This is a genomic window from Streptomyces sp. NBC_00443 (assembly GCF_036014175.1).
In the GTDB taxonomy this organism is placed as follows: Bacteria; Actinomycetota; Actinomycetes; order Streptomycetales; family Streptomycetaceae; genus Streptomyces.
The window spans coordinates 2,301,536-2,319,383 of record NZ_CP107917.1 but is presented as its reverse complement, the minus strand read 5'-3'; the positions used below and the strand labels follow the sequence as shown (position 1 = coordinate 2,319,383).

Annotated in this window: 14 protein-coding genes and 1 pseudogene; 8 read left to right on the top strand and 7 right to left on the bottom strand. The window is 69.9% G+C overall.

Annotation, left to right across the window (positions count from 1 at the left end; all coding sequences use genetic code 11):
* Positions 1-57 precede the first annotated feature (57 nt).
* From OHO27_RS10290 to OHO27_RS10280, 3 genes and pseudogenes are all read left to right on the top strand, one after another.
* Positions 58-777 carry a response regulator gene (locus OHO27_RS10290; RefSeq protein WP_328422474.1) on the top strand — a complete coding sequence of 240 codons (720 nt, stop codon included), beginning with the start codon at positions 58-60 and terminating at the stop codon, positions 775-777.
* An 82-nt stretch (positions 778-859) separates the two neighbouring features.
* Positions 860-1,258, top strand: a complete 399-nt coding sequence (locus OHO27_RS10285) for an OB-fold nucleic acid binding domain-containing protein (protein ID WP_328422472.1) — start codon at positions 860-862, stop codon at positions 1,256-1,258.
* 3 nt (positions 1,259-1,261) lie between these two features.
* A pseudogene (locus OHO27_RS10280) lies at positions 1,262-1,996 on the top strand (DUF3159 domain-containing protein).
* A 211-nt stretch (positions 1,997-2,207) separates the two neighbouring features.
* On the opposite strand, the gene OHO27_RS10275 reads toward OHO27_RS10280, so the two are convergent.
* On the bottom strand, positions 2,208-2,885 hold the full coding sequence (locus tag OHO27_RS10275) for a potassium channel family protein (RefSeq protein WP_062670424.1): 678 nt from the start codon (positions 2,883-2,885) through the stop codon (positions 2,208-2,210).
* Positions 2,885-3,556, bottom strand: a complete 672-nt coding sequence (locus OHO27_RS10270) for a potassium channel family protein (RefSeq protein WP_328422468.1) — start codon at positions 3,554-3,556, stop codon at positions 2,885-2,887. Before OHO27_RS10270 ends, OHO27_RS10275 begins: the two co-directional genes overlap by 1 nt.
* A 551-nt stretch (positions 3,557-4,107) precedes the next feature.
* Here OHO27_RS10270 and OHO27_RS10265 point away from each other — a divergent pair.
* Both OHO27_RS10265 and OHO27_RS10260 read left to right on the top strand, forming a co-directional pair.
* On the top strand, positions 4,108-6,165 hold the full coding sequence (locus tag OHO27_RS10265; protein ID WP_328422467.1) for an APC family permease: 2,058 nt from the start codon (positions 4,108-4,110) through the stop codon (positions 6,163-6,165).
* Between the two features lie 231 nt (positions 6,166-6,396).
* Positions 6,397-7,725, top strand: coding sequence for a class I SAM-dependent RNA methyltransferase (locus OHO27_RS10260; RefSeq protein WP_328422465.1), 1,329 nt, complete (start codon positions 6,397-6,399; stop codon positions 7,723-7,725).
* A gap of 479 nt (positions 7,726-8,204) precedes the next feature.
* On the opposite strand, the gene OHO27_RS10255 is transcribed toward OHO27_RS10260, so the two are convergent.
* Both OHO27_RS10255 and OHO27_RS10250 read right to left on the bottom strand, forming a co-directional pair.
* On the bottom strand, positions 8,205-9,944 hold the full coding sequence (locus OHO27_RS10255) for a SpoIIE family protein phosphatase (RefSeq protein ID WP_328422463.1): 1,740 nt from the start codon (positions 9,942-9,944) through the stop codon (positions 8,205-8,207).
* A 962-nt stretch (positions 9,945-10,906) separates the two neighbouring features.
* Positions 10,907-12,136, bottom strand: a complete 1,230-nt coding sequence (locus OHO27_RS10250) for a flavin-containing monooxygenase (RefSeq protein ID WP_328422461.1) — start codon at positions 12,134-12,136, stop codon at positions 10,907-10,909.
* Positions 12,137-12,827: 691 nt separating this feature from the next.
* On the opposite strand from OHO27_RS10250, the gene OHO27_RS10245 reads away from it, so the two are divergent.
* The 3 genes from OHO27_RS10245 to OHO27_RS10235 all read left to right on the top strand — a co-directional run bounded on the left by OHO27_RS10245 (position 12,828) and on the right by OHO27_RS10235 (position 15,173).
* Positions 12,828-13,136, top strand: a complete 309-nt coding sequence (locus OHO27_RS10245; protein ID WP_328422459.1) for a hypothetical protein — start codon at positions 12,828-12,830, stop codon at positions 13,134-13,136.
* Between the two features lie 49 nt (positions 13,137-13,185).
* Positions 13,186-14,445 (top strand): nucleotide sugar dehydrogenase, encoded by a 1,260-nt coding sequence (locus tag OHO27_RS10240; RefSeq protein ID WP_328422457.1) that lies wholly within the window; start codon positions 13,186-13,188, stop codon positions 14,443-14,445.
* A gap of 197 nt (positions 14,446-14,642) precedes the next feature.
* Entirely contained in the window at positions 14,643-15,173 is a 531-nt protein-coding gene (locus tag OHO27_RS10235) for an EF-hand domain-containing protein (protein ID WP_328410053.1), read from the top strand.
* A gap of 142 nt (positions 15,174-15,315) precedes the next feature.
* Here OHO27_RS10235 and OHO27_RS10230 read toward each other — a convergent pair whose 3' ends face one another.
* Genes OHO27_RS10230 through OHO27_RS10220 form a run of 3 tightly spaced genes read right to left on the bottom strand, consistent with a single transcriptional unit; the run spans position 15,316 to position 17,809 of the window.
* Complete coding sequence (locus tag OHO27_RS10230) at positions 15,316-15,732, bottom strand: DUF6917 domain-containing protein (RefSeq protein ID WP_328422455.1); 417 nt, start codon at positions 15,730-15,732, stop codon at positions 15,316-15,318.
* Positions 15,729-16,685 carry a Gfo/Idh/MocA family protein gene (locus OHO27_RS10225; RefSeq protein ID WP_328422453.1) on the bottom strand — a complete coding sequence of 319 codons (957 nt, stop codon included), beginning with the start codon at positions 16,683-16,685 and terminating at the stop codon, positions 15,729-15,731. The genes OHO27_RS10230 and OHO27_RS10225 overlap by 4 nt, the downstream gene beginning before the upstream one ends.
* Positions 16,682-17,809, bottom strand: a complete 1,128-nt coding sequence (locus OHO27_RS10220; RefSeq protein WP_328422451.1) for an Ldh family oxidoreductase — start codon at positions 17,807-17,809, stop codon at positions 16,682-16,684. Before OHO27_RS10220 ends, OHO27_RS10225 begins: the two co-directional genes overlap by 4 nt.
* Between the last annotated feature and the right edge of the window lie 39 nt (positions 17,810-17,848).

Below are 17,848 nucleotides of genomic sequence, written 5' to 3'. Positions count from 1 at the left end.
TTCACGAAGAGGGGGCGTACCACTGGAGCCCCCCGTGGAACCCGAAAGGCAAGCCACATGCTGAGCCCGACCGGGGGGACCCCCCAGGCCCCCACGAGGGTGCTGGTGATCGACGACGAGCCGCAGATCGTGCGCGCCCTCGTGATCAACCTCAAGGCACGCAAGTACGAGGTCGACGCGGCCCACGACGGCGCCACTGCCCTCGAACTCGCGGCCACCCGCCACCCCGACGTGGTCGTCCTCGACCTCGGTCTGCCCGACATGGACGGCGTCGAGGTGATCCGCGGGCTGCGTGGCTGGACCCGGGTGCCGATCCTGGTGCTGTCGGCCCGGCACTCCTCCGACGAGAAGGTCGAGGCGCTGGACGCGGGCGCCGACGACTACGTCACCAAGCCCTTCGGCATGGACGAGCTGCTCGCCCGGCTCCGCGCCGCCGTCCGCCGCGCCGAGCCGGTCGGGCCCGGCGAGGACGACGTGACCACGGTGGAGACCGAGGCGTTCACCGTCGACCTGGCCGCCAAGAAGGTCAACCGGGGCGGGAAGGACGTACGGCTGACTCCCACCGAGTGGCATCTGCTGGAAGTGCTGGTGCGCAACACCGGGCGGCTCGTCAGCCAGAAGCAGCTGCTCCAGGAGGTGTGGGGGCCGTCGTACGGGACGGAGACGAACTACCTGCGGGTGTACATGGCCCAGCTGCGCAGGAAGCTGGAGGGGGACCCTTCGCACCCGAAGCACTTCGTCACTGAGCCGGGGATGGGGTACCGGTTCGAGAAGTGAGCTGCGGGGGTCGGCAGCGGCTGGTTCGGGCATCGGTACGGGGGGTACGAGAGTGTCGGTGCACCCCGGTAGGCTTCAAGACATGAGTGCTGTTCCTCGTTCGGAAAAGTCGGTGGGCCGGTTCCGGCGCATGCTCGACCGGCTCTCCTCATCGCAGGAGGACCTGGAGTCCGAGGAGCTGCGTGAGGACGCAGAGACGACCGGCTGTACCAAGATCGGTGACTGCCGTGACCGACAGATAGTGACGGTTACTGGTACCTTGCGCACGGTCACCCTGCGGCCGCGTGCGGGAGTCCCCGCCCTGGAGGCCGAGCTGTTCGACGGCTCCGCCGCCCTGGACGTGGTGTGGCTCGGCAGGCGCGCCATAGTCGGGATAGAGCCGGGGCGCCGGCTGATCGCATCGGGCCGGGTCTCCATGAGCCGGGGCCGCCGGGTGCTGTTCAACCCGAAATACGAACTGAGACCCCTCGGACGGGAGTAGCCGGTGACGTCGCTCGACAAGCCGACTGAAGACACCACCGAAACCACCGCAGACGCCGAGCGGAATGCCCGGGCGGTGACCGAGGCTGCGCTGTTCGAGGCCTTCGGCGGCATGCGCGGCATGATCGAGACGGTGCTGCCCGGTCTGCTCTTCGTCACCATCTACACGATCAACAAGGATCTGCACCTGTCGGCCATCGCCGCGCTCGGGGTGTCCTTGGTGCTGGTGGTCGTGCGTCTCGTGATGCGGGACACCATCAAGCACGCGTTCAGCGGCGTCTTCGGCGTCGCCTTCGGTGTCGTGTTCGCGATGATGACCGGCAACGCGAAGGACTTCTACCTGCCCGGCATGCTCTACACGCTGGGGCTGGCGCTCGCGTACATCATCACGACCCTGTGCGGTGTGCCGCTGATCGGGCTGATCCTCGGGCCGGTGTTCAAGGAGAACCTCTCCTGGCGCACGCGCAATCCCTGACGCAAGAAGGCGTACGCGAAGGCAAGTTGGGCGTGGGGCCTGATCCTGCTCGCCAAGTGCGCGATCCTCTTCCCGCTGTACTGGTGGGCGGACACCACGCAGTTCGGCTGGGTCCTGATCGCCCTGAAGATTCCGCCGTTCCTGCTGGCCGTGTGGCTGACATGGGTGTTCCTGGCGAAGGCGCCCGCGCCGATCGACGTGTTCGCGGAGATGGAGGCGGCCGAGAAGGCCGAGCGGAAGGCTGCCGCCGGCTCGGGCGAGTAGGTACCCGGCGTTGGTGGCTCTCTCTGGGGCTGCCGCCCCCAGGCCCCCGCTGCCGCCCCCAGGCCCCCGCTGCCGCCCCCAGGCCCCCGCTGTCGGCCTGAACGGCCTCCTCCTCAAACGCCGGACGGGCTGGTAGTGGCCGGCTTGCCCGCAAAGGTGAAGGGCGCCCTGGGATACCCCGGGCGCCCTCCGTCGTCGTAAGCCCCAGGGGCTAGCCCGCCGCGTCCTCGCGCCGGACCGACAGCAGGTCCTCCAACTGTTCCTCCCTGGCCTGGGCGGCGACGAAGAGGAGCTCGTCCCCTGCTTCCAGGGAGTCCTCGCGGGAGGGAGTGAGGACCCGGGTGCCGCGGATGATGGTCACCAGGGAGGTGTCCTGGGGCCATTCCACGTCGCCGACCTGGGTGCCGGCGAGGGCCGACTCCTCCGGGAGGGTCAGTTCGACGAGGTTGGCGTCGCCGTGGCTGAAGCGCAGGAGGCGGACCAGGTCGCCGACCGAGACCGCTTCCTCGACCAGGGCCGACATCAGACGGGGGGTGGAGACGGCCACGTCGACGCCCCAGGCCTCGTTGAACAGCCACTCGTTCTTGGGGTTGTTCACGCGGGCCACGACGCGCGGTACGCCGTACTCCGTCTTCGCCAGCAGGGAGACGACCAGGTTGACCTTGTCGTCGCCCGTCGCGGCGATCACCACGTTGCAGCGCTGCAGGGCTGCCTCGTCCAGCGACGTGATCTCGCAGGCGTCGGCCAGCAGCCACTCCGCCTGCGGGACGCGTTCGACCGAGATGGCGGTCGGCGCCTTGTCGATCAGAAGGACCTCGTGGCCGTTCTCCAGCAGTTCGCCCGCGATCGAGCGGCCCACCGCACCGGCACCGGCAATGGCGACCCTCATCAGTGACCGCCCTCCTCTTCGGGACCCTTGGCGAACGCCGCCTCGACCTTGTCGACCTCGTCGGTGCGCATCATGACGTGCACCAGATCGCCCTCCTGCAGCACCGTCTGCGAGGTGGGCAGGATCGCCTCACCGAGCCGGGTCAGGAAGGCGACGCGGACGCCCGTCTCCTCCTGCAGTCTGCTGATCTTGTGGCCCACCCAGTCCGTGGATGCGTGCACCTCGGCGAGCTGCACGCCGCCGGTGGGGTCCCGCCACAGCGGCTCGGCGCCCGAGGGCAGCAGGCGGCGCAGCATCTGGTCCGCCGTCCAGCGGACCGTGGCCACCGTGGGGATGCCCAGCCGCTGGTAGACCTCGGCGCGGCGGGGGTCGTAGATACGGGCCGCGACGTTCTCCACGCCGAACATCTCGCGGGCCACGCGCGCGGAGATGATGTTGGAGTTGTCACCGCTGGAGACGGCGGCGAAGGCGCCCGCCTCCTCGATGCCCGCCTCGCGCAGGGTGTCCTGGTCGAAGCCGACGCCGGTCACCCGGCGGCCTCCGAACCCCGGGCCCAGCCGGCGGAACGCGGTGGGGTCCTGGTCGATCACGGCGACCGTATGCCCTTGTTGCTCCAGGGTCTGGGCAAGAGCGGAGCCCACCCTTCCGCAACCCATGATGACGATGTGCACGGCGCTTACCCCGCACTCCTCGTGAGGCGTCTGACTTGCGTGAACGTGGTGCTCATATCCTTCTCTCGGTTCGCCGGGCAACAGGCGCGGGCCGGTCGCGGACCGCTGGGCAACATCATGCCGGGGAATCCCGTCGATGATCCCCCGCGGTACGGATCGTGGGCTCGCGTGTGCCTTCGTCCACCGTAACCTCCGGGTCCGACAGGCCGACCGGGGCGTCCGCCCCTGCGCGATCGCCCCCTCAGCGGCGGTTGAAGCTGCGCAGGCTGGCCAGTGTCAGGACGCCGAGGCCGACGAGCGAGACGAGGGCTCCGACGAACTGAGCGGTCGTCTGCGACATGAGGTCTCCCGGTGGTGATGAGCGTTCGGGCAGGTGCTGAGTGTTCAGGCGTTCGGACAGGTGCTGAGCGTTCAGGCGCAGGTCATGGAGGCATGGGGGCGCCGGACGGACCGTCGCAAGGCGCGAGCGCGGCACGGAATTCACCCCGCCGCCGCGCGTGATTTCACCCGGATGTGCTCCGGCCCAGGCAGGGGGCCTACGATTCTCTGTTGTGTCCAAACTGACCGACGTGCCCAAACGGATTCTGATCGGGCGCGCGCTGCGCAGTGACCGGCTGGCGGAAACGCTCCTGCCGAAGCGCATCGCACTGCCCGTCTTTGCCTCCGACCCGCTGTCCTCCGTGGCATACGCGCCCGGAGAAGTACTGCTGGTCCTCTCCATCGCGGGCGTGTCGGCGTACCACTTCAGCCCCTGGATCGCGGTCGCGGTCGTCGTGCTGATGTTCACCGTGGTCGCCTCCTACCGGCAGAACGTGCACGCCTACCCGAGCGGTGGCGGCGACTACGAGGTGGCGACCACCAACCTCGGCCCCAAGGCGGGCCTGACGGTCGCGAGCGCCCTCCTCGTGGACTACGTCCTGACCGTCGCCGTCTCCATCTCCTCCGGCATCGAGAACCTCGGTTCCGCGATCCCGTTCGTGGTCGAGCACAAGGTCGAGTGCGCCGCCGCGGTGATCCTGCTGCTGACGGTGATGAACCTGCGCGGCGTACGGGAGTCGGGCGGCCTCTTCGCCATCCCGACGTACGTCTTCGTCGTGGGTGTCTTCATCATGATCACGTGGGGGGCGTTCCGCGGGCTGATCCTCGACGACACCATGCGGGCACCCACGGCGTCGTACGAGATCAAACCGGAGCACGAGGGACTGGCGGGCTTCGCGCTCGTCTTCCTGCTGCTGCGCGCCTTCTCCTCCGGCTGTGCCGCGCTCACCGGTGTCGAGGCGATCTCCAACGGCGTCCCGGCCTTCCGCAAGCCCAAGTCGAAGAACGCCGCGACCACGCTGGCGGCGATGGGCCTGCTGGCCGTCACCATGTTCTGCGGCATCATCGGGCTCGCCATGGCGACCAAGGTCCGCATGGCCGAGAACCCGGCCGTCGACCTGATCAAGGACGGCGTCGCGGTCGGCTCCGGCTATGTCCAGAACCCGGTGATCACCCAGGTCGCCGAGGCCGTCTTCGGCAAGGGCAGCTTCTTCTTCATCGTGCTCGCCGCGGCCACCGCCCTGGTCCTGTTCCTTGCGGCCAACACCGCCTACAACGGCTTCCCGGTGCTCGGCTCGATCCTCGCCCAGGACCGCTATCTGCCGCGCCAGCTGCACACCCGCGGCGACCGGCTCGCCTTCTCCAACGGCATCGTGCTGCTGGCGGGCGCGGCCATGCTGCTGGTGTGGATCTACGGGGCCGACTCCACGCGTCTGATCCAGCTGTACATCGTCGGCGTGTTCGTGTCCTTCACGCTCAGCCAGACCGGCATGGTCCGCCACTGGAACCGCCTGCTGAGGACGGAGAAGGACCGGGCCAAGCGGCGCCACATGATCCGCTCCCGCGCGATCAACACCTTCGGTGCCTTCTTCACCGGCCTGGTCCTGATCGTCGTCCTCGTCACCAAGTTCACGCACGGCGCCTGGGTGGCCCTGCTCGGCATGGTGATCTTCTACGGCGTGATGACCGCGATCCGCCGCCACTACGACCACGTCTCCGAGGAACTCGCCGCCCCCGAGGGGCCGAGCGACGACAGCGTACGGCCGTCTCGCGTGCACTCGGTCGTCCTGGTCTCCAAGATCCACCGCCCCGCCCTGCGTGCCCTGGCCTACGCCAAGTTGATGCGCTCGGACACCCTGGAGGCGCTCAGCGTCAACGTCGACCCGGCGGAGACCAAGGCGCTGCGCGAGGAGTGGGAGCGGCGCGGGATCGACGTACCGCTGAAGGTGCTCGACTCGCCCTACCGCGAGATCACGCGGCCGATCATCGAGTACGTGAAGGGGCTGCGCAAGGAGTCCCCGCGCGACGCGGTGTCCGTGATCATCCCCGAGTACGTCGTCGGCCACTGGTACGAGCATCTGCTGCACAACCAGAGCGCGCTCCGGCTGAAGGGCCGGCTGCTGTTCACGCCGGGCATCATGGTGACCTCGGTGCCCTACCAGCTCCAGTCGTCCGAGGCGGCGAAGGCCCGGGCCCGCAAGCGGCAGGACTGGAACGCGCCGGGAGCGGTACGGCGGGGGCCGGCCACGGAGCGGGCGAAGGAGCCTGCGGAGCCGGACGCCAAGCGCTGAGGCGAGCGCTGCGGCGGGCCGGGGGCGCGGCCAGCTGTCGGGGCGTGGTACGCGGCAGGCTGACGGGGGCCGGTACGCGGCAGACTGCGGGGCCCGGTGCCCGGCAGGCTCACGACGGGCCGGTGCGCGGCAGGGAGCACGTAGACTGGTGGGCTGTTGTCAGGCCCGGGCCGCTGAACTGCGCCGTCGAGGGCCGCGCCGTCCCGCCTCTCGATCTGGAGTCACCCCACCATGCAGGCAGAACAGAAGAAGTCGCTGGTGGGGGAGGAGTACGAGGTCGAGATCGGCCCCGTCGCCCACGGCGGGCACTGCATCGCCCGCACGGACGAGGGCCAGGTCCTGTTCGTCCGGCACACCCTGCCCGGCGAGCGCGTCGTGGCCCGGGTGACCGAGGGCGACGAGGGTGACCGCTTCCTGCGCGCCGACGCGGTCGAGATCCTGTCGGCGTCCAAGGACCGCATCGAGCCCCCCTGCCCCTTCGCCGGGCCCGGCCGCTGCGGCGGCTGCGACTGGCAGCACGCCAAGCCGGGGGCGCAGCGCCGGATGAAGGGCGAGGTCATCGCCGAGCAGCTGCAGCGGCTCGCGGGACTCACGCCCGAGGACATCGGCTGGGACGGCACGGTCATGCCGGCCGAGGGCGACAAGCTGCCCGCCGGGCAGGTGCCGCAGTGGCGGACGCGCGTGCAGTACGCCGTCGACGCCGACGGCCACGCCGGACTGCGCCGGCACCGCTCGCACGACGTCGAGCCGATCGACCACTGCATGATCGCCGCCGAGGGCGTCAGCGAACTCGGCATCGAGAAGCGCGACTGGACCGGCATGGCCGGGGTCGAGGCGATCGCGGCGACCGGTTCGCAGGACCGCCAGGTGATCCTCACGCCGAGGCCGGGCGGGCGCCTGCCGATCGTCGAACTGGACCGGCCGGTCTCGGTGATGCGGGTCGGCGAGAAGGACGGCGGCGTCCACCGCGTCCACGGCCGCCCCTTCGTCCGCGAACGCGCGGACGGCCGTACGCACCGGGTCGGCAGCGGCGGCTTCTGGCAGGTCCACCCGAAGGCCGCGGAGACCCTGGTGACGGCCGTCATGCAGGGCCTGCTGCCCCGCAAGGGCGAGATGGCCCTCGACCTCTACTGTGGCGTCGGCCTCTTCGCCGGCGCCCTCGCCGACCGCCTCGGCGACAAGGGCGCGGTCCTCGGCATCGAGTCCGGCAAGCGCGCGGTGGAGGACGCCCGGCACAACCTGGCCGACTTCGACCGAGTGCGGATCGAGCAGGGCAAGGTCGATTCGGTACTGCCGCGTACGGGGATCACCGAGGTGGACCTGATCGTCCTCGACCCCCCGAGGGCCGGCGCCGGCCGCCAGACGGTGGCGCATCTGGCGTCCCTGGGGGCGCGGCGCATTGCGTATGTGGCTTGTGATCCGGCGGCGTTGGCGCGGGATTTGGGGTACTTCCGGGAAGGGGGGTATCGGGTGCGGATGTTGCGGGCGTTTGATTTGTTTCCGATGACGTCGCACGTGGAGTGCGTGGCTATTTTGGAGCCTGCAGCAAAGGGGCTCTGACCTGCTGTTTCTCTGGATTGCTGAGGATCGCCGGTGGTTCCTCGACCTGTTCTCCAAGGTGCATGGTGTGGAGTCTTCCGTATGTCCGGGAGGGCTTCCGACCTGCGGTTTCGACAGCTGCCAGGAGGGCCCCGGGCTCCGGGTCGCGATATTCGCATGGACGGCCGGTGCCACTCGTGACGCTCACCTGACGCTCGTTCTGATGGCATGTCAGGACTCTTCGTTGGGTGGTTCGGAGGTCGAAGAGTAGAGGTCGAAGAGTGGGGGAAGGCGAAGCGCGGGGGCTGCCTTCGTCGGTAGGGCGACTTCCCAGGTGACGTCAAGGACTGTGTTTTGGCCCCGCTCACCGGCGGGGCAGTGCGGGCCCGCAGCGCGCGAAGTTCTCGCGCGGCGGAGAGAGGTGTTCGAAGCCTCAGCCCACCGGCTCATGAGCTTCGACGGTCTCCCGTTCCGCCCACTCGATCTGCCCCACGCCCGGGTCAGGCGGGTCCTACGGGAGGGGGTGTGCGCAGCGCGATCATGGCGACGTCGTCATCGTTGTCGCTGGGGCGGACGTGGTCCAGCAGCAAGTCGCAGAAGGAGTCGAGGGGGCGGTGGGCGAGGGAGGCCGCGTGTCGGCGCAGCCGGTCAAGCCCGTGATCGATGGAGTGGTGCGGGGATTCGACCAGTCCGTCGGTGTAGAGCAGAAGCGTGGCCTGGGATGGCAGGACGGTGACGGCGTCGGGGCGAGGTCTGGTGACTCCGGTGCCGAGGAGTATGCCGTCTGCCTCGTCGAGGTAGCGGGTCTGACCGTCGTGGGTGATGAGCAGGGGCGGCGGGTGGCCGGCGTTCGTCCAGCGTAGGCGCCATAGTGTGTCGTCGCCGAGGGTGAGCCTGGCGAGGATCATGGTGGCCATGGGTACCTCGGCTATGTGCATCACGGCATCGTCGAGCCGTGTGACGACGGCGCTGGGTGCGGCCTCGGGGTGGGACCAGGCGAAGGCGCGCAGCATGTTGCGGACCTGGGCCATGCCGGCTGCGGCGTCGAGATCGTGTCCGACGACGTCGCCGATGGCCAGTGCGTGGGCGTGGGCGGCCAGAGCGAAGGCGTCGTACCAGTCACCGCCCACGGATGAGGCGTCCGGAGCGGGTACGTAGCGCGCGGTCATCTCCAGTCCGGGCAGGACGGGCAGCTGGGGCAGCAGGTGGCGTTGCATGGTCTCGGCGACTTTGCGCTGGCGCTGGTACAGGCGTGCGTTGTCCAGCGCCAGGCCCGCTCGGCGGGTGAGGTCCTCCAGCATCGGCAGGTCGGCAGGGGTGAAGGCGTCATGACGCTGGGCGCGGCCCAGGGTCAGGGCGCCGAGTACGTCGCGCAGTCCGCGAATGGGTGCGATGACGGCGGAGTGCATACCTGTCGCGGTGAACAGGCGCTGCTGCTCGACCGCGATGCCGGAGTCGGGCGGACCTTGGTAGGTCGCGGGACCGGCGAGGGAGGAGGCGGCGCCGCGCAGGGCCCGCGACAGGGGCATCGGCGACTCTGCCGGCACCGGAGGCATCGGGCCTTGCAGGTCGTCCCGCTCGACGAGAATGCCGTCCTTGTGCTCCATCACGAGAACACGTCGCACTTCGTCGCGTTCGGTGAGCAGGTCGAACACTGCCCAGTCCGCGAGCCGGGGCACGGTCAGGGCCGCCAGCCGGTGCAACGCCTCGTCCGCGTCCAGGGTGGATGTGAGCTGCGTGGTCGTCTCCGCCAGCAGGGCCAGGCGGTCCAGTTCTGTCAGCGGCGCGGAGTGCCCGCCATCGCTGTGGTGAACGTCCGACTGCTTCGGCTCGTACAGCAGCGCCAGCGCACCTGCCGCGCCCGGACCCGGTGCGTAGGGCGTGACCAGCCAGGACAACTGGACGAGAGTGTCGTCCCCGCGGGCGAACCACTCGGCGTCGCCATGCCTGGTGTTCCCCGTGAGGAGCGCCTTCCTCATCTGGCATCGCGTGCGCGGCATCGCGTGCCCGTATCTGTCCCGGTGCAGCAGGTCGTGGAAGTCCTGACCGATGAGTTCTGAGGCTTCCCTGCCCAGCAGGCTTTGGGCTGCGCTGTTGAGCGCGACGATGAGGCCATCGTCATCGACCGCGATGGCGGACGCCCGCAGTTTTTCCAGCGTTCCGTCGAGCAGGGCGCCAGAACGCGCCTGATGCCCGGACAGGGGAACACTTTCCCTGCCGGGAAGGGCGACGTCGTCCATGTCCCTCCTCTGTTCAAGCCCGAATCGCGTCGAGTACCCCAACCGGATTCCGGCATGCATCGAAGGCTCGTCTGCCCTGCTGCGACTGCCCGAGCACATCCTGGTGGCGCAGGAGGAAGCCGTCCTTGAAGTTCCGAATGCCGGTCGCGAGTGATGAGGAGGAATGAACTATTGTTCTTGACGCTCTCGGCGCACGCACGCGGAGCAATGAGCCGGAAAACAGTCCCTGAGTTGGTGTTCTTCGTGACTCGTCCGCGACGACCTCTTTTCGATGACGTCGCTCGTGGAGTGCGTGGCGATTCTCGAGCCTGCTACAAAGGGGCTCTGACCTGCAGTTTTCCTGGTTGCTCAGGCGCGTCCGGGTGCGCCGACGTGTTCCCCGAAATACACGGCGTGGAATGTGTCCTGGTGCCGGGGTGTGGGTTTGACCTGCGGCTTCGTGGGGCGTCTCGCGAGGTGATGGACGCGTTCTCCTCGTCCATTGGGGCGTATGGGAAACCGTCCTGACGCTCACATCAAACGGTACGAGGGTGAGGCAGGTCGTCACCGGGCGCCGACCAGCGCTCGCCTGGCCTGCCACAGTGGTAGAGCCAGGGTGATGCCTGTCGCCCAGGGGCCAGCGGGCCGAGCGCTGAAGTCGCGGTGAGGCCCCCACCTTCGTCTCCGAGGAGCATCCGCACTCTTTCCCACGTCGGGACAGCCACCTTCTCCTCGCCGGGACGGCCTCCACCCGCTGCAGGGCATGGGTTGCGATCCACCGGCCGCCTCCATGGCGGCGGCCTGGCGCCGTCAGCTGACGAGAAGGAGGCCGGCAGGTCCTGGGGGAGCCTTATGGGTCACCGCACCTGCTGTTCCGCCCCCTGCCGGCGGCCTAGGAGGACAGGGACTGTGTCGCCGTAGGCGCGAGGCCATCCACTCGCCCTGCCGGGCACGCCGCTGAAGGACAGAGCTTCCGAGGCCCGTCAACTTGAAGCGTGCCCTCTGTGGAGTGTGTCGGCCGTGCGGTCGCCAACGCGGGGGGAGGGAAGGGGGACCCGCGCCGTCTCGCGCCGTAACGCCTGCGTGATGGCGCGCGCTTCGATGCCTGCCTGGCGAAGGACACCCGTGAGGGGATTGGTGTATCCGGTGAAGTACAGGCGCGGGGCTGCGGGATGGGTCTCTGGCCCTACTGCGAGGGGTTGCCCGTCCTCGTTGAGTACGCCCAGGGACCCGACCAGGTTGTGCAGGTTGGGCTGGTACCCGGTGGCGGCGATGACCGTGTCGGGTCGCAGCCGGGTGCCGTCGGCCAGTAATACGTCGGGGCCCTCGAACGCCTGGACGGCTGCGACCGGCTCGACTTGCCCGGACCCGACGGCGTCCACGAAGCCGTGGTCGAGCACCGGGTTGACCCCTTCGCGGGCATTGCGGGTGTACAGGCCCGTGCGGGGCCGGGGCAGTCCCCGTGAGGTCAGGTCGGGCACCGCGAGACGTTGCGTGATCAGGGAGGTGCGGTCGCGCCACGTGAGCGGGAGGACCTCCGTCAGCCGGCCGACCGCATGCCATCGTGCGCTGGAGCGGGGCAGGATGTTGGGTGGGGTACGGACCGCGATTCGTACCCGTTCGGCTCCCGCCACGGCCAGGACACTCGCGATCTCGGTACCGCTGTTACCGGCGCCGACCACCAGGACGTCCCGCCCACGGTAGGGGGCCGGAGATCGGTAGTGGGCCGAGTGGAGCAGCGTGCCGGTGAAGGTTGAACGTCCGGGCCAGTCGGGGATGTTCGGGGTGTGGCAGCGGCCGGTGGCCACCACGACCGCACCGGCAGTCACTGGGCGGTCGGGGGTGTGGACCAGCCACTGTGCCCCTGAGCCCGGCTCAGCCCGTTCGATGCGCTGCACCAGGGTAGTCAGCCGGACGTCGAGTCGGTGATGGGCGACGTAGCTCTCCAGGTATCGCACGTAGTCGTCACGGCCTACCCACGGGCCCGCTTGGCGCGGCACCGACAGGCCGGGGAGTTTCGAGGCGCCGAGGGTGGTGTGCAGGCGCAAATGGTCGTAGCGCTGCGCCCAGCTTGCTCCCACTTGGTCCGACCGTTCCAGGATCACGGCCAGTACCCCGGAGCGGCGCAGTAGTGCGGCGACCGCCAGGCCGTGGGGGCCCGCTCCGATCACGATCGTGGGAGCGCTGAGGTCTTGCTGTGGTGTCGGGAGCATCGCCTCTTACAACGGCGGAATGCGGCTCACGTCACGCTCGACGGAAGGCATCAAAGCCTGTGGGGTCGCGATGTCGGCTGTTCACCCGGCCTTGAGGGAACAGCCGAGGAGCACCCGGCGGAGCCGGTGCGGGGCATGGACGCCGGGTGGAAACAGCTCGCCGAGCGTCTTGAGGAGGCGGGGTCGGCGGCGAAGGTCTCCATTGAGGTGCAGGACGACGGGCGGGTGAAGCTGAACGTCGACAGGCTGGGCCGTTGGCCTCCGAGCCACGGTAGCGATCTTGTTGGCGGACATCTGCGAACCTTGAACTGCGAAGACGCCCCGAGTCGCATCTGATGCGAAAATCTCGCGTCAGATGCGAAAGACGGACAGGGGCGGCGGATCGGTGTTTCGGCGCACCCGAGTTCGCAGGCAACGCTGCCGTGGGGGGCGGCACGATCTTCCCCGGGTGGCCGCTGGTCGGCAGCCGACTTGGGATCGCCTGAGCCACAAACGGTTTCTCGCCGAGACGGTGAACCGGTGCCCGGCCCCGTGCGCGTCAGACACCGACGGGGCGCGCGGATCACCGACCGTGGCGTCAATTTCATTTGACTGCATCACTGGTTCGGGCGCATCAGGGTTGGGCCGTGCTTAGCGGGTGCATCTCCCGAAAAGAATCATTTCGACAACACACTGCCGAAAGGGCCAATTCATGCGCTGCGCCACGGTCTTCATGTTCGCCGCTGCCGGTGCGCTGCTCGCGGCGAGCGCCGCCACCGGCACCGCTGCCGCGGCGGAGCAGGGCGACGTTGTGGTGTTCACTACGGAAGCGACGCCACTGACTGTCTATCGCGATCCGCAAGGGTGCCAGAAGCTTCCGCCCGACGCGCATGTGCTGACGAACCACACCGATCGTCCGGTCACCGTCCACGCCGACCCGTTCTGTCTGACGCCCGGCCTCACCGTGGAGCCCGGATACGGCTCGCACGTGGCGCCCGGCAGCGGCAGTTTCTCCGCCTGAGACACCGCTGTTCCCGTTCACCCCCACACACTCAGGAGAACGTACGCACATGGCCACAGATCTCGTCGTCATCGGGCTGGGGCATGTCGGGCTGCCGCTCTCCAGAGCCGCGGTCTCGGCAGGTCTGGCGACCATGGGGTACGACGTGTCCGGCACGGTGGTGTCGGGACTCGCCGCAGGCCGTTCCCATGTCGGCGGAGTCTTCGACGGCGAGGTCGCGGTCATGCTGGACGCGGGCTTTCATGCCACGACCGACCCAGCGGTCCTGGACGGCGCGCAGACCGTGGTGATCTGTGTGCCGACCGGACTCACACCGGAGGGCTTACCCGACCTGTCCGCGGTCGAGGACGCATCCCGGGCCGTCGCCGCCCGGCTGCGCCCCGGCATGCTCGTCGTCCTGGAGTCCACCAGCTATCCCGGCACCACGGAGGACGTCGTGCGGCCGCTGCTGGAGCACGGCAGCGGGCTGCAGGCGGGCGAGGACTTCCACCTGGCGTATTCGCCGCAGCGCATCGACCCCGGCAACGAGACGTGGACCATCCGCAACACGCCGAAGGTCGTGAGCGGTTGCAGCGCTCTGTGCGCCAAGTACGCCGTCGCGTTCTACTCCCGGTTCGTGGACCACCTCGTCCTCGCCCGCGGCACGCGGGAGGCGGAGATGGCCAAGCTTCTCGAAAACACCTACCGGTACGTCAACATGGCCCTGGTCGACGAAGTGGCACTGTTCTGCCACGAGACCGGCATCGACATCTGGGACGTGCTGCACTGTGCCGCGTCCAAGCCGTTCGGCTTCGCACCCTTCAGGCCCGGGCCCGGCGTCGGTGGGCACTGCATTCCCGTCGACCCCCGCTATCTCACCGCGCGGGCCGAATCCCAGGGCTTCGCCTTCCGCACGCTGGCAGCCGCACACGAGGTCCTCGGCCGCATGCCGAACCATGTCGTGGACCGAGCGCTGGCCCTGCTCACCGATGCCCGGGGCCGCTCTGAGGGCGCACGGGCCCTGCTCCTCGGAATCACCTACAAAGCGGATGTGGCCGACGTCCGGGAGACGCCGGCGCACCCGGTGGCGGCAGGATTGCTCGCCGCCGGTGCCGAGGTGTACTACCACGACCCGTACGTAGCCGAGTTCACTGTCGGCGGCCGGTCTCTGCGGCGCGCCGAGAACCTCCAGGAAGCCATGGCCCAGGCCGATGTGGCGATCCTGTTGCAGGATCACGCCTGTTACGCCAGGGAAGCACTGGGCCAGGCTCGCTGCGCCCTGCTCGACACCCGCGGCACGGCCGTGGGCAGCCGGGTCACCCATCTCTGACCCCCTCGCTCCGGCTTAAGCCGGAGCCTCCTCGCGCCGGCCTGAGCCGGCGTCCCCCTGCCGGCCGTCGCCGGCCCCAGAGCCCGCGCAGGGCGGTACCGCCCTGCGCGGTCGCGGCCCTGCCCAGGTGCCGCGGTCCGTCATCCACCCGACACCACTCGACATCATCGGACACCGTCCGAGACTAGGAGAGACACATGAGCACCGCTGTCGCCAACGACCGCCTGGTGAAGCGCTTCGAGAAGTGGGACACCGACGGCAACGGCGTCCTGGAGGCGAGCGACTTCCAGGGCGAGGCCGCCCGGATCGCCCAGAACCTCGGCAAGAGCGCCGACTCCCCGGAGGTGCAGGAGCTCCACAGTGCCTTCCAGGGGCTGTACGAGCACCTCGCCCAGAAGGCCGGCGTCCCCGGTGGCGCCATCAGCCGGGAGCAGTTCCTCGACGCCACGGGGGAGTTGCTGTTCAAGGAGGGTGAGGCGAGCTTCAACCGTGCGCTCTCTCCCATCGTGAAGGCATTGGTCCGCCTGTGCGACGACAACCACGACGGTGAGATCGACGCCCGTGAGTTCCAGGCGTGGCTGTCCGCCGTCGGCGTGCCGGCCTCCCAGGCCGGGAAGATGTTCCAGAAGGTGGACACCAACGGCGACGGAAGGCTGTCCGAGGACGAACTGCTGCAGGTCGTCCGTGACTTCCACTTCGGCAGCCTGGAGGTCGACCTGCTCGGCTGACCTGCCGAGCGGCAGCTGTGACCCGGGTGGGTAACCACCCGGGCTCCACCGCCACCGGATGGCGCCGCCCGTTCACCGGGCCGGGGCCATCCGGTGCGCGACCAGAGGCCCTTCAGGCACCGGGCGGCGCGGAAACCGTGCCCTAATCCCCGGCCCGGCCCTGGACGAAGGTGACGGCGGTCTCCGGCCGCAGGCCCAGGTCCCTGCCGCTGACCGGACGCGCCGCGTGGATCAGGATGTTGTAGTGGTTCGGCAGGTGGCAGGCGTCGAAGCCGAGCACCGTGCCGACCGTCGTGTCCCCGATCCGGACCAGATCACCCCGGTCGATCACACCGCCGCACAGCAACTCGGTGAAGCCCAGGAAACCGACCCGGTCGATCCGTGCGCCGGGGTGCGGGTCCCACTGGTCGGTGGTGACCAGTTCGTGCACCTCGCCCCGGCGTACGCAGCGTGCCGCGTGCTCCTCCAACCGCATGCCGCGGTCCGTGCGGCGGTGCACGAGCACCTTGACCAGTGATCCGCGCACCACGCGCTTCGGGCCGTCCTCCGCCGGATTCACCGGTCCGCCTCCGCCGCCGTCGCCGTCGCATCCCATGCGGGCCGGGCACAGCGGTAGGCCGCCTCCACCAGTTCCAGCGCGGTCAGGCCACCGTGCGCCCCCGGGCCGGCCGGGGCACCGGTACGGACGAGCGCGGCGAACTCGGTGAGGATCGCCTCGTACTCGTGCCACAGCGACGCCTTGAAGCCGGTGTGTCCGGCCAGCATGTCGGCGTGCAGCACCTCTCCGCCGGCCAGCTCCACCTCGATGTCCTTGAGTTCCCCCGGGTACGACCAGTCCAGCTCGACTGAGGCCGTGGTTCCCGTACGGCCACGCAGGCGGATCACCGTCTGACGGTCGATGCCGGAGCCGTCGCGGCGGATCTCGCAGCCGGTGACGGAGAGTTCACCGAGCAGCAGCCGCACCAGGTCGAGGGCGTTGGGGCCGTTGTCCGCGACACAGCCGCCGCCGCAGCGGGCCGGGTCCAAATACCAGTCCTCGCCGCCGAGATGCTCCTCGATGCGCTCCAGATAGCGCACCCGGACGGAGCGGATCTCCCGGCCCGTCGTCCGGCGTGCCAGTGCGCGGACGGCGTCGTTGTAGCGGCGGTGGAACGCCGTCATCAGCGGGACCCGGCAGCGCCGCGCCAGATCCACCAGCACGGACCCCTCGGCCGCGGTCAGGGCGAGGGGCTTCTCGACGCAGACCGGGACGCCGGCGGCCAGGGCGTCCCGGCACAGGGGCAGGTGGACGTCGTTGGGCACGGCCACGACGAGGGCGTCCGGTCGCGCCCGGTCCAGCAGCGTGCGGTGGTCGCTGAAGCGTGCCACCGGGCCCGGGAACTGCTCCAGGGCCTCGGCCCTGGCGTCGCACACGGCGGTCAGCCGCCACTCGGGCAGCCGCTCCGCGGCGGTCAGGTAGTAGGGAGAGATGGCGCCGAGACCGACGACGCCTAGTTGCAAGGGCCGCGTCATCGCGGGCTCCCGGGACCGCCGAGCAGACCGAGGGTGGTCAGCTCCGCATGGAGGTGAGCAGGTAGGGGGATGCCGTGGCGGCGGCGCTCGGCGGCGAGTTCCGCCTCCCGCCAGCCCGGATAGCGCACCGGCTCACCGCCGGGCACCGGCGGGCAGTCGGCGAGTGTGCCGAACAGGGACCGGGTCGCGGCCGCCACGTCCGCGCCGGGGCGCAGCACCTCCGGGGCGATCGCGAGGAGGAAGAAGCCGATGCCGTCGTCGCTGCCGTGCGGCCGGCCGTCGCCTTCCAACGCGGCGGGCGCGGGCCCCACGGCCGCGCCGGACACCACGGCGGCCAGCAGTTCCACGGCGATGCCGAGCCCGTAGCCCTTGTGTACGCCAGTCTCGGCCGTGCCGCCCAGCCAGCGCAGGAAGGCCTCGCCGCGGTCGAAGGCGGACGGGTCGGTCACCGGGGCGCCCGCCGCGTCCTCCAGCCAGCCGGCGGGCACCGGGGTGCCGCGGCGGGCGGCGACGCGGACCCGCCCGGTGGGCGCGACGGTGGTGCTCATGTCCAGCAGGAAGGGGTGTCCGTCGAGGGCCGGCGCGGCGACGCTCAGCGGGTTGGTGCCGAGCATCGCCACCGCGCCGCCCGGGGGCCGTGCGATGCGCTGGCCGCCGCAGTTGCTCGCGACCACGCCGATCATCCCGGCGTGCGCGGCGCGTACGGCGTGGAAGCCGGCGCACCCGAAGTGGGTCGCCCCGCGCACCGACACCAGCCCGACCCCGTGCCGTCCGGCCCGTGCCACGGCGTCGTCCATGGCCTCGGCCGCGGCCCACAGGCCCAGGGCGCGTCGAGCGTCGACGACCACGCAGGCGCCCAGGTCGGTGAGGGTCTCCGGTCGGGCGCGGGGGTCGCAACGGCCGGACTCCAGCAACGGCAGGTAGAGCCGGGTGAGGTTGAACACGCCGTGCGAGTCGAGCCCGGTCAGATCGCCGTGACACAGCGCGTCCGCGGCGAGCCGGGCCCGCGCGTCAGGGATGCCGTGGCCGGTGAAGAGGCCGGTGAGCGAGGCGTGCAGCTCCGCATGGTCGACGAGGACCGTTGTGCGCTCGACCGCCGCTCGCGGGGCGGTGGGTGCCGTCATACGGGATTCCTTACGGGGCGGGCCAGTTGTCTTCGCGGG

Bases quoted from the DNA above. Each gene is read 5' to 3' on its own strand.
- OHO27_RS10290 (WP_328422474.1), top strand. From the start codon at position 58: ATGCTGAGCCCGACCGGGGGGACCCCCCAGGCCCCCACGAGGGTGCTG.
- OHO27_RS10225 (WP_328422453.1), bottom strand. From the start codon at position 16,685: ATGACGCGGCCCTTGCAACTAGGCGTCGTCGGTCTCGGCGCCATCTCT.
- OHO27_RS10240 (WP_328422457.1), top strand. From the start codon at position 13,186: ATGGCCACAGATCTCGTCGTCATCGGGCTGGGGCATGTCGGGCTGCCG.
- OHO27_RS10235 (WP_328410053.1), top strand. From the start codon at position 14,643: ATGAGCACCGCTGTCGCCAACGACCGCCTGGTGAAGCGCTTCGAGAAG.
- OHO27_RS10245 (WP_328422459.1), top strand. From the start codon at position 12,828: ATGCGCTGCGCCACGGTCTTCATGTTCGCCGCTGCCGGTGCGCTGCTC.
- OHO27_RS10220 (WP_328422451.1), bottom strand. From the start codon at position 17,809: ATGACGGCACCCACCGCCCCGCGAGCGGCGGTCGAGCGCACAACGGTC.
- OHO27_RS10255 (WP_328422463.1), bottom strand. From the start codon at position 9,944: ATGGACGACGTCGCCCTTCCCGGCAGGGAAAGTGTTCCCCTGTCCGGG.
- OHO27_RS10275 (WP_062670424.1), bottom strand. From the start codon at position 2,885: ATGAGGGTCGCCATTGCCGGTGCCGGTGCGGTGGGCCGCTCGATCGCG.
- OHO27_RS10250 (WP_328422461.1), bottom strand. From the start codon at position 12,136: ATGCTCCCGACACCACAGCAAGACCTCAGCGCTCCCACGATCGTGATC.
- OHO27_RS10260 (WP_328422465.1), top strand. From the start codon at position 6,397: ATGCAGGCAGAACAGAAGAAGTCGCTGGTGGGGGAGGAGTACGAGGTC.
- OHO27_RS10285 (WP_328422472.1), top strand. From the start codon at position 860: ATGAGTGCTGTTCCTCGTTCGGAAAAGTCGGTGGGCCGGTTCCGGCGC.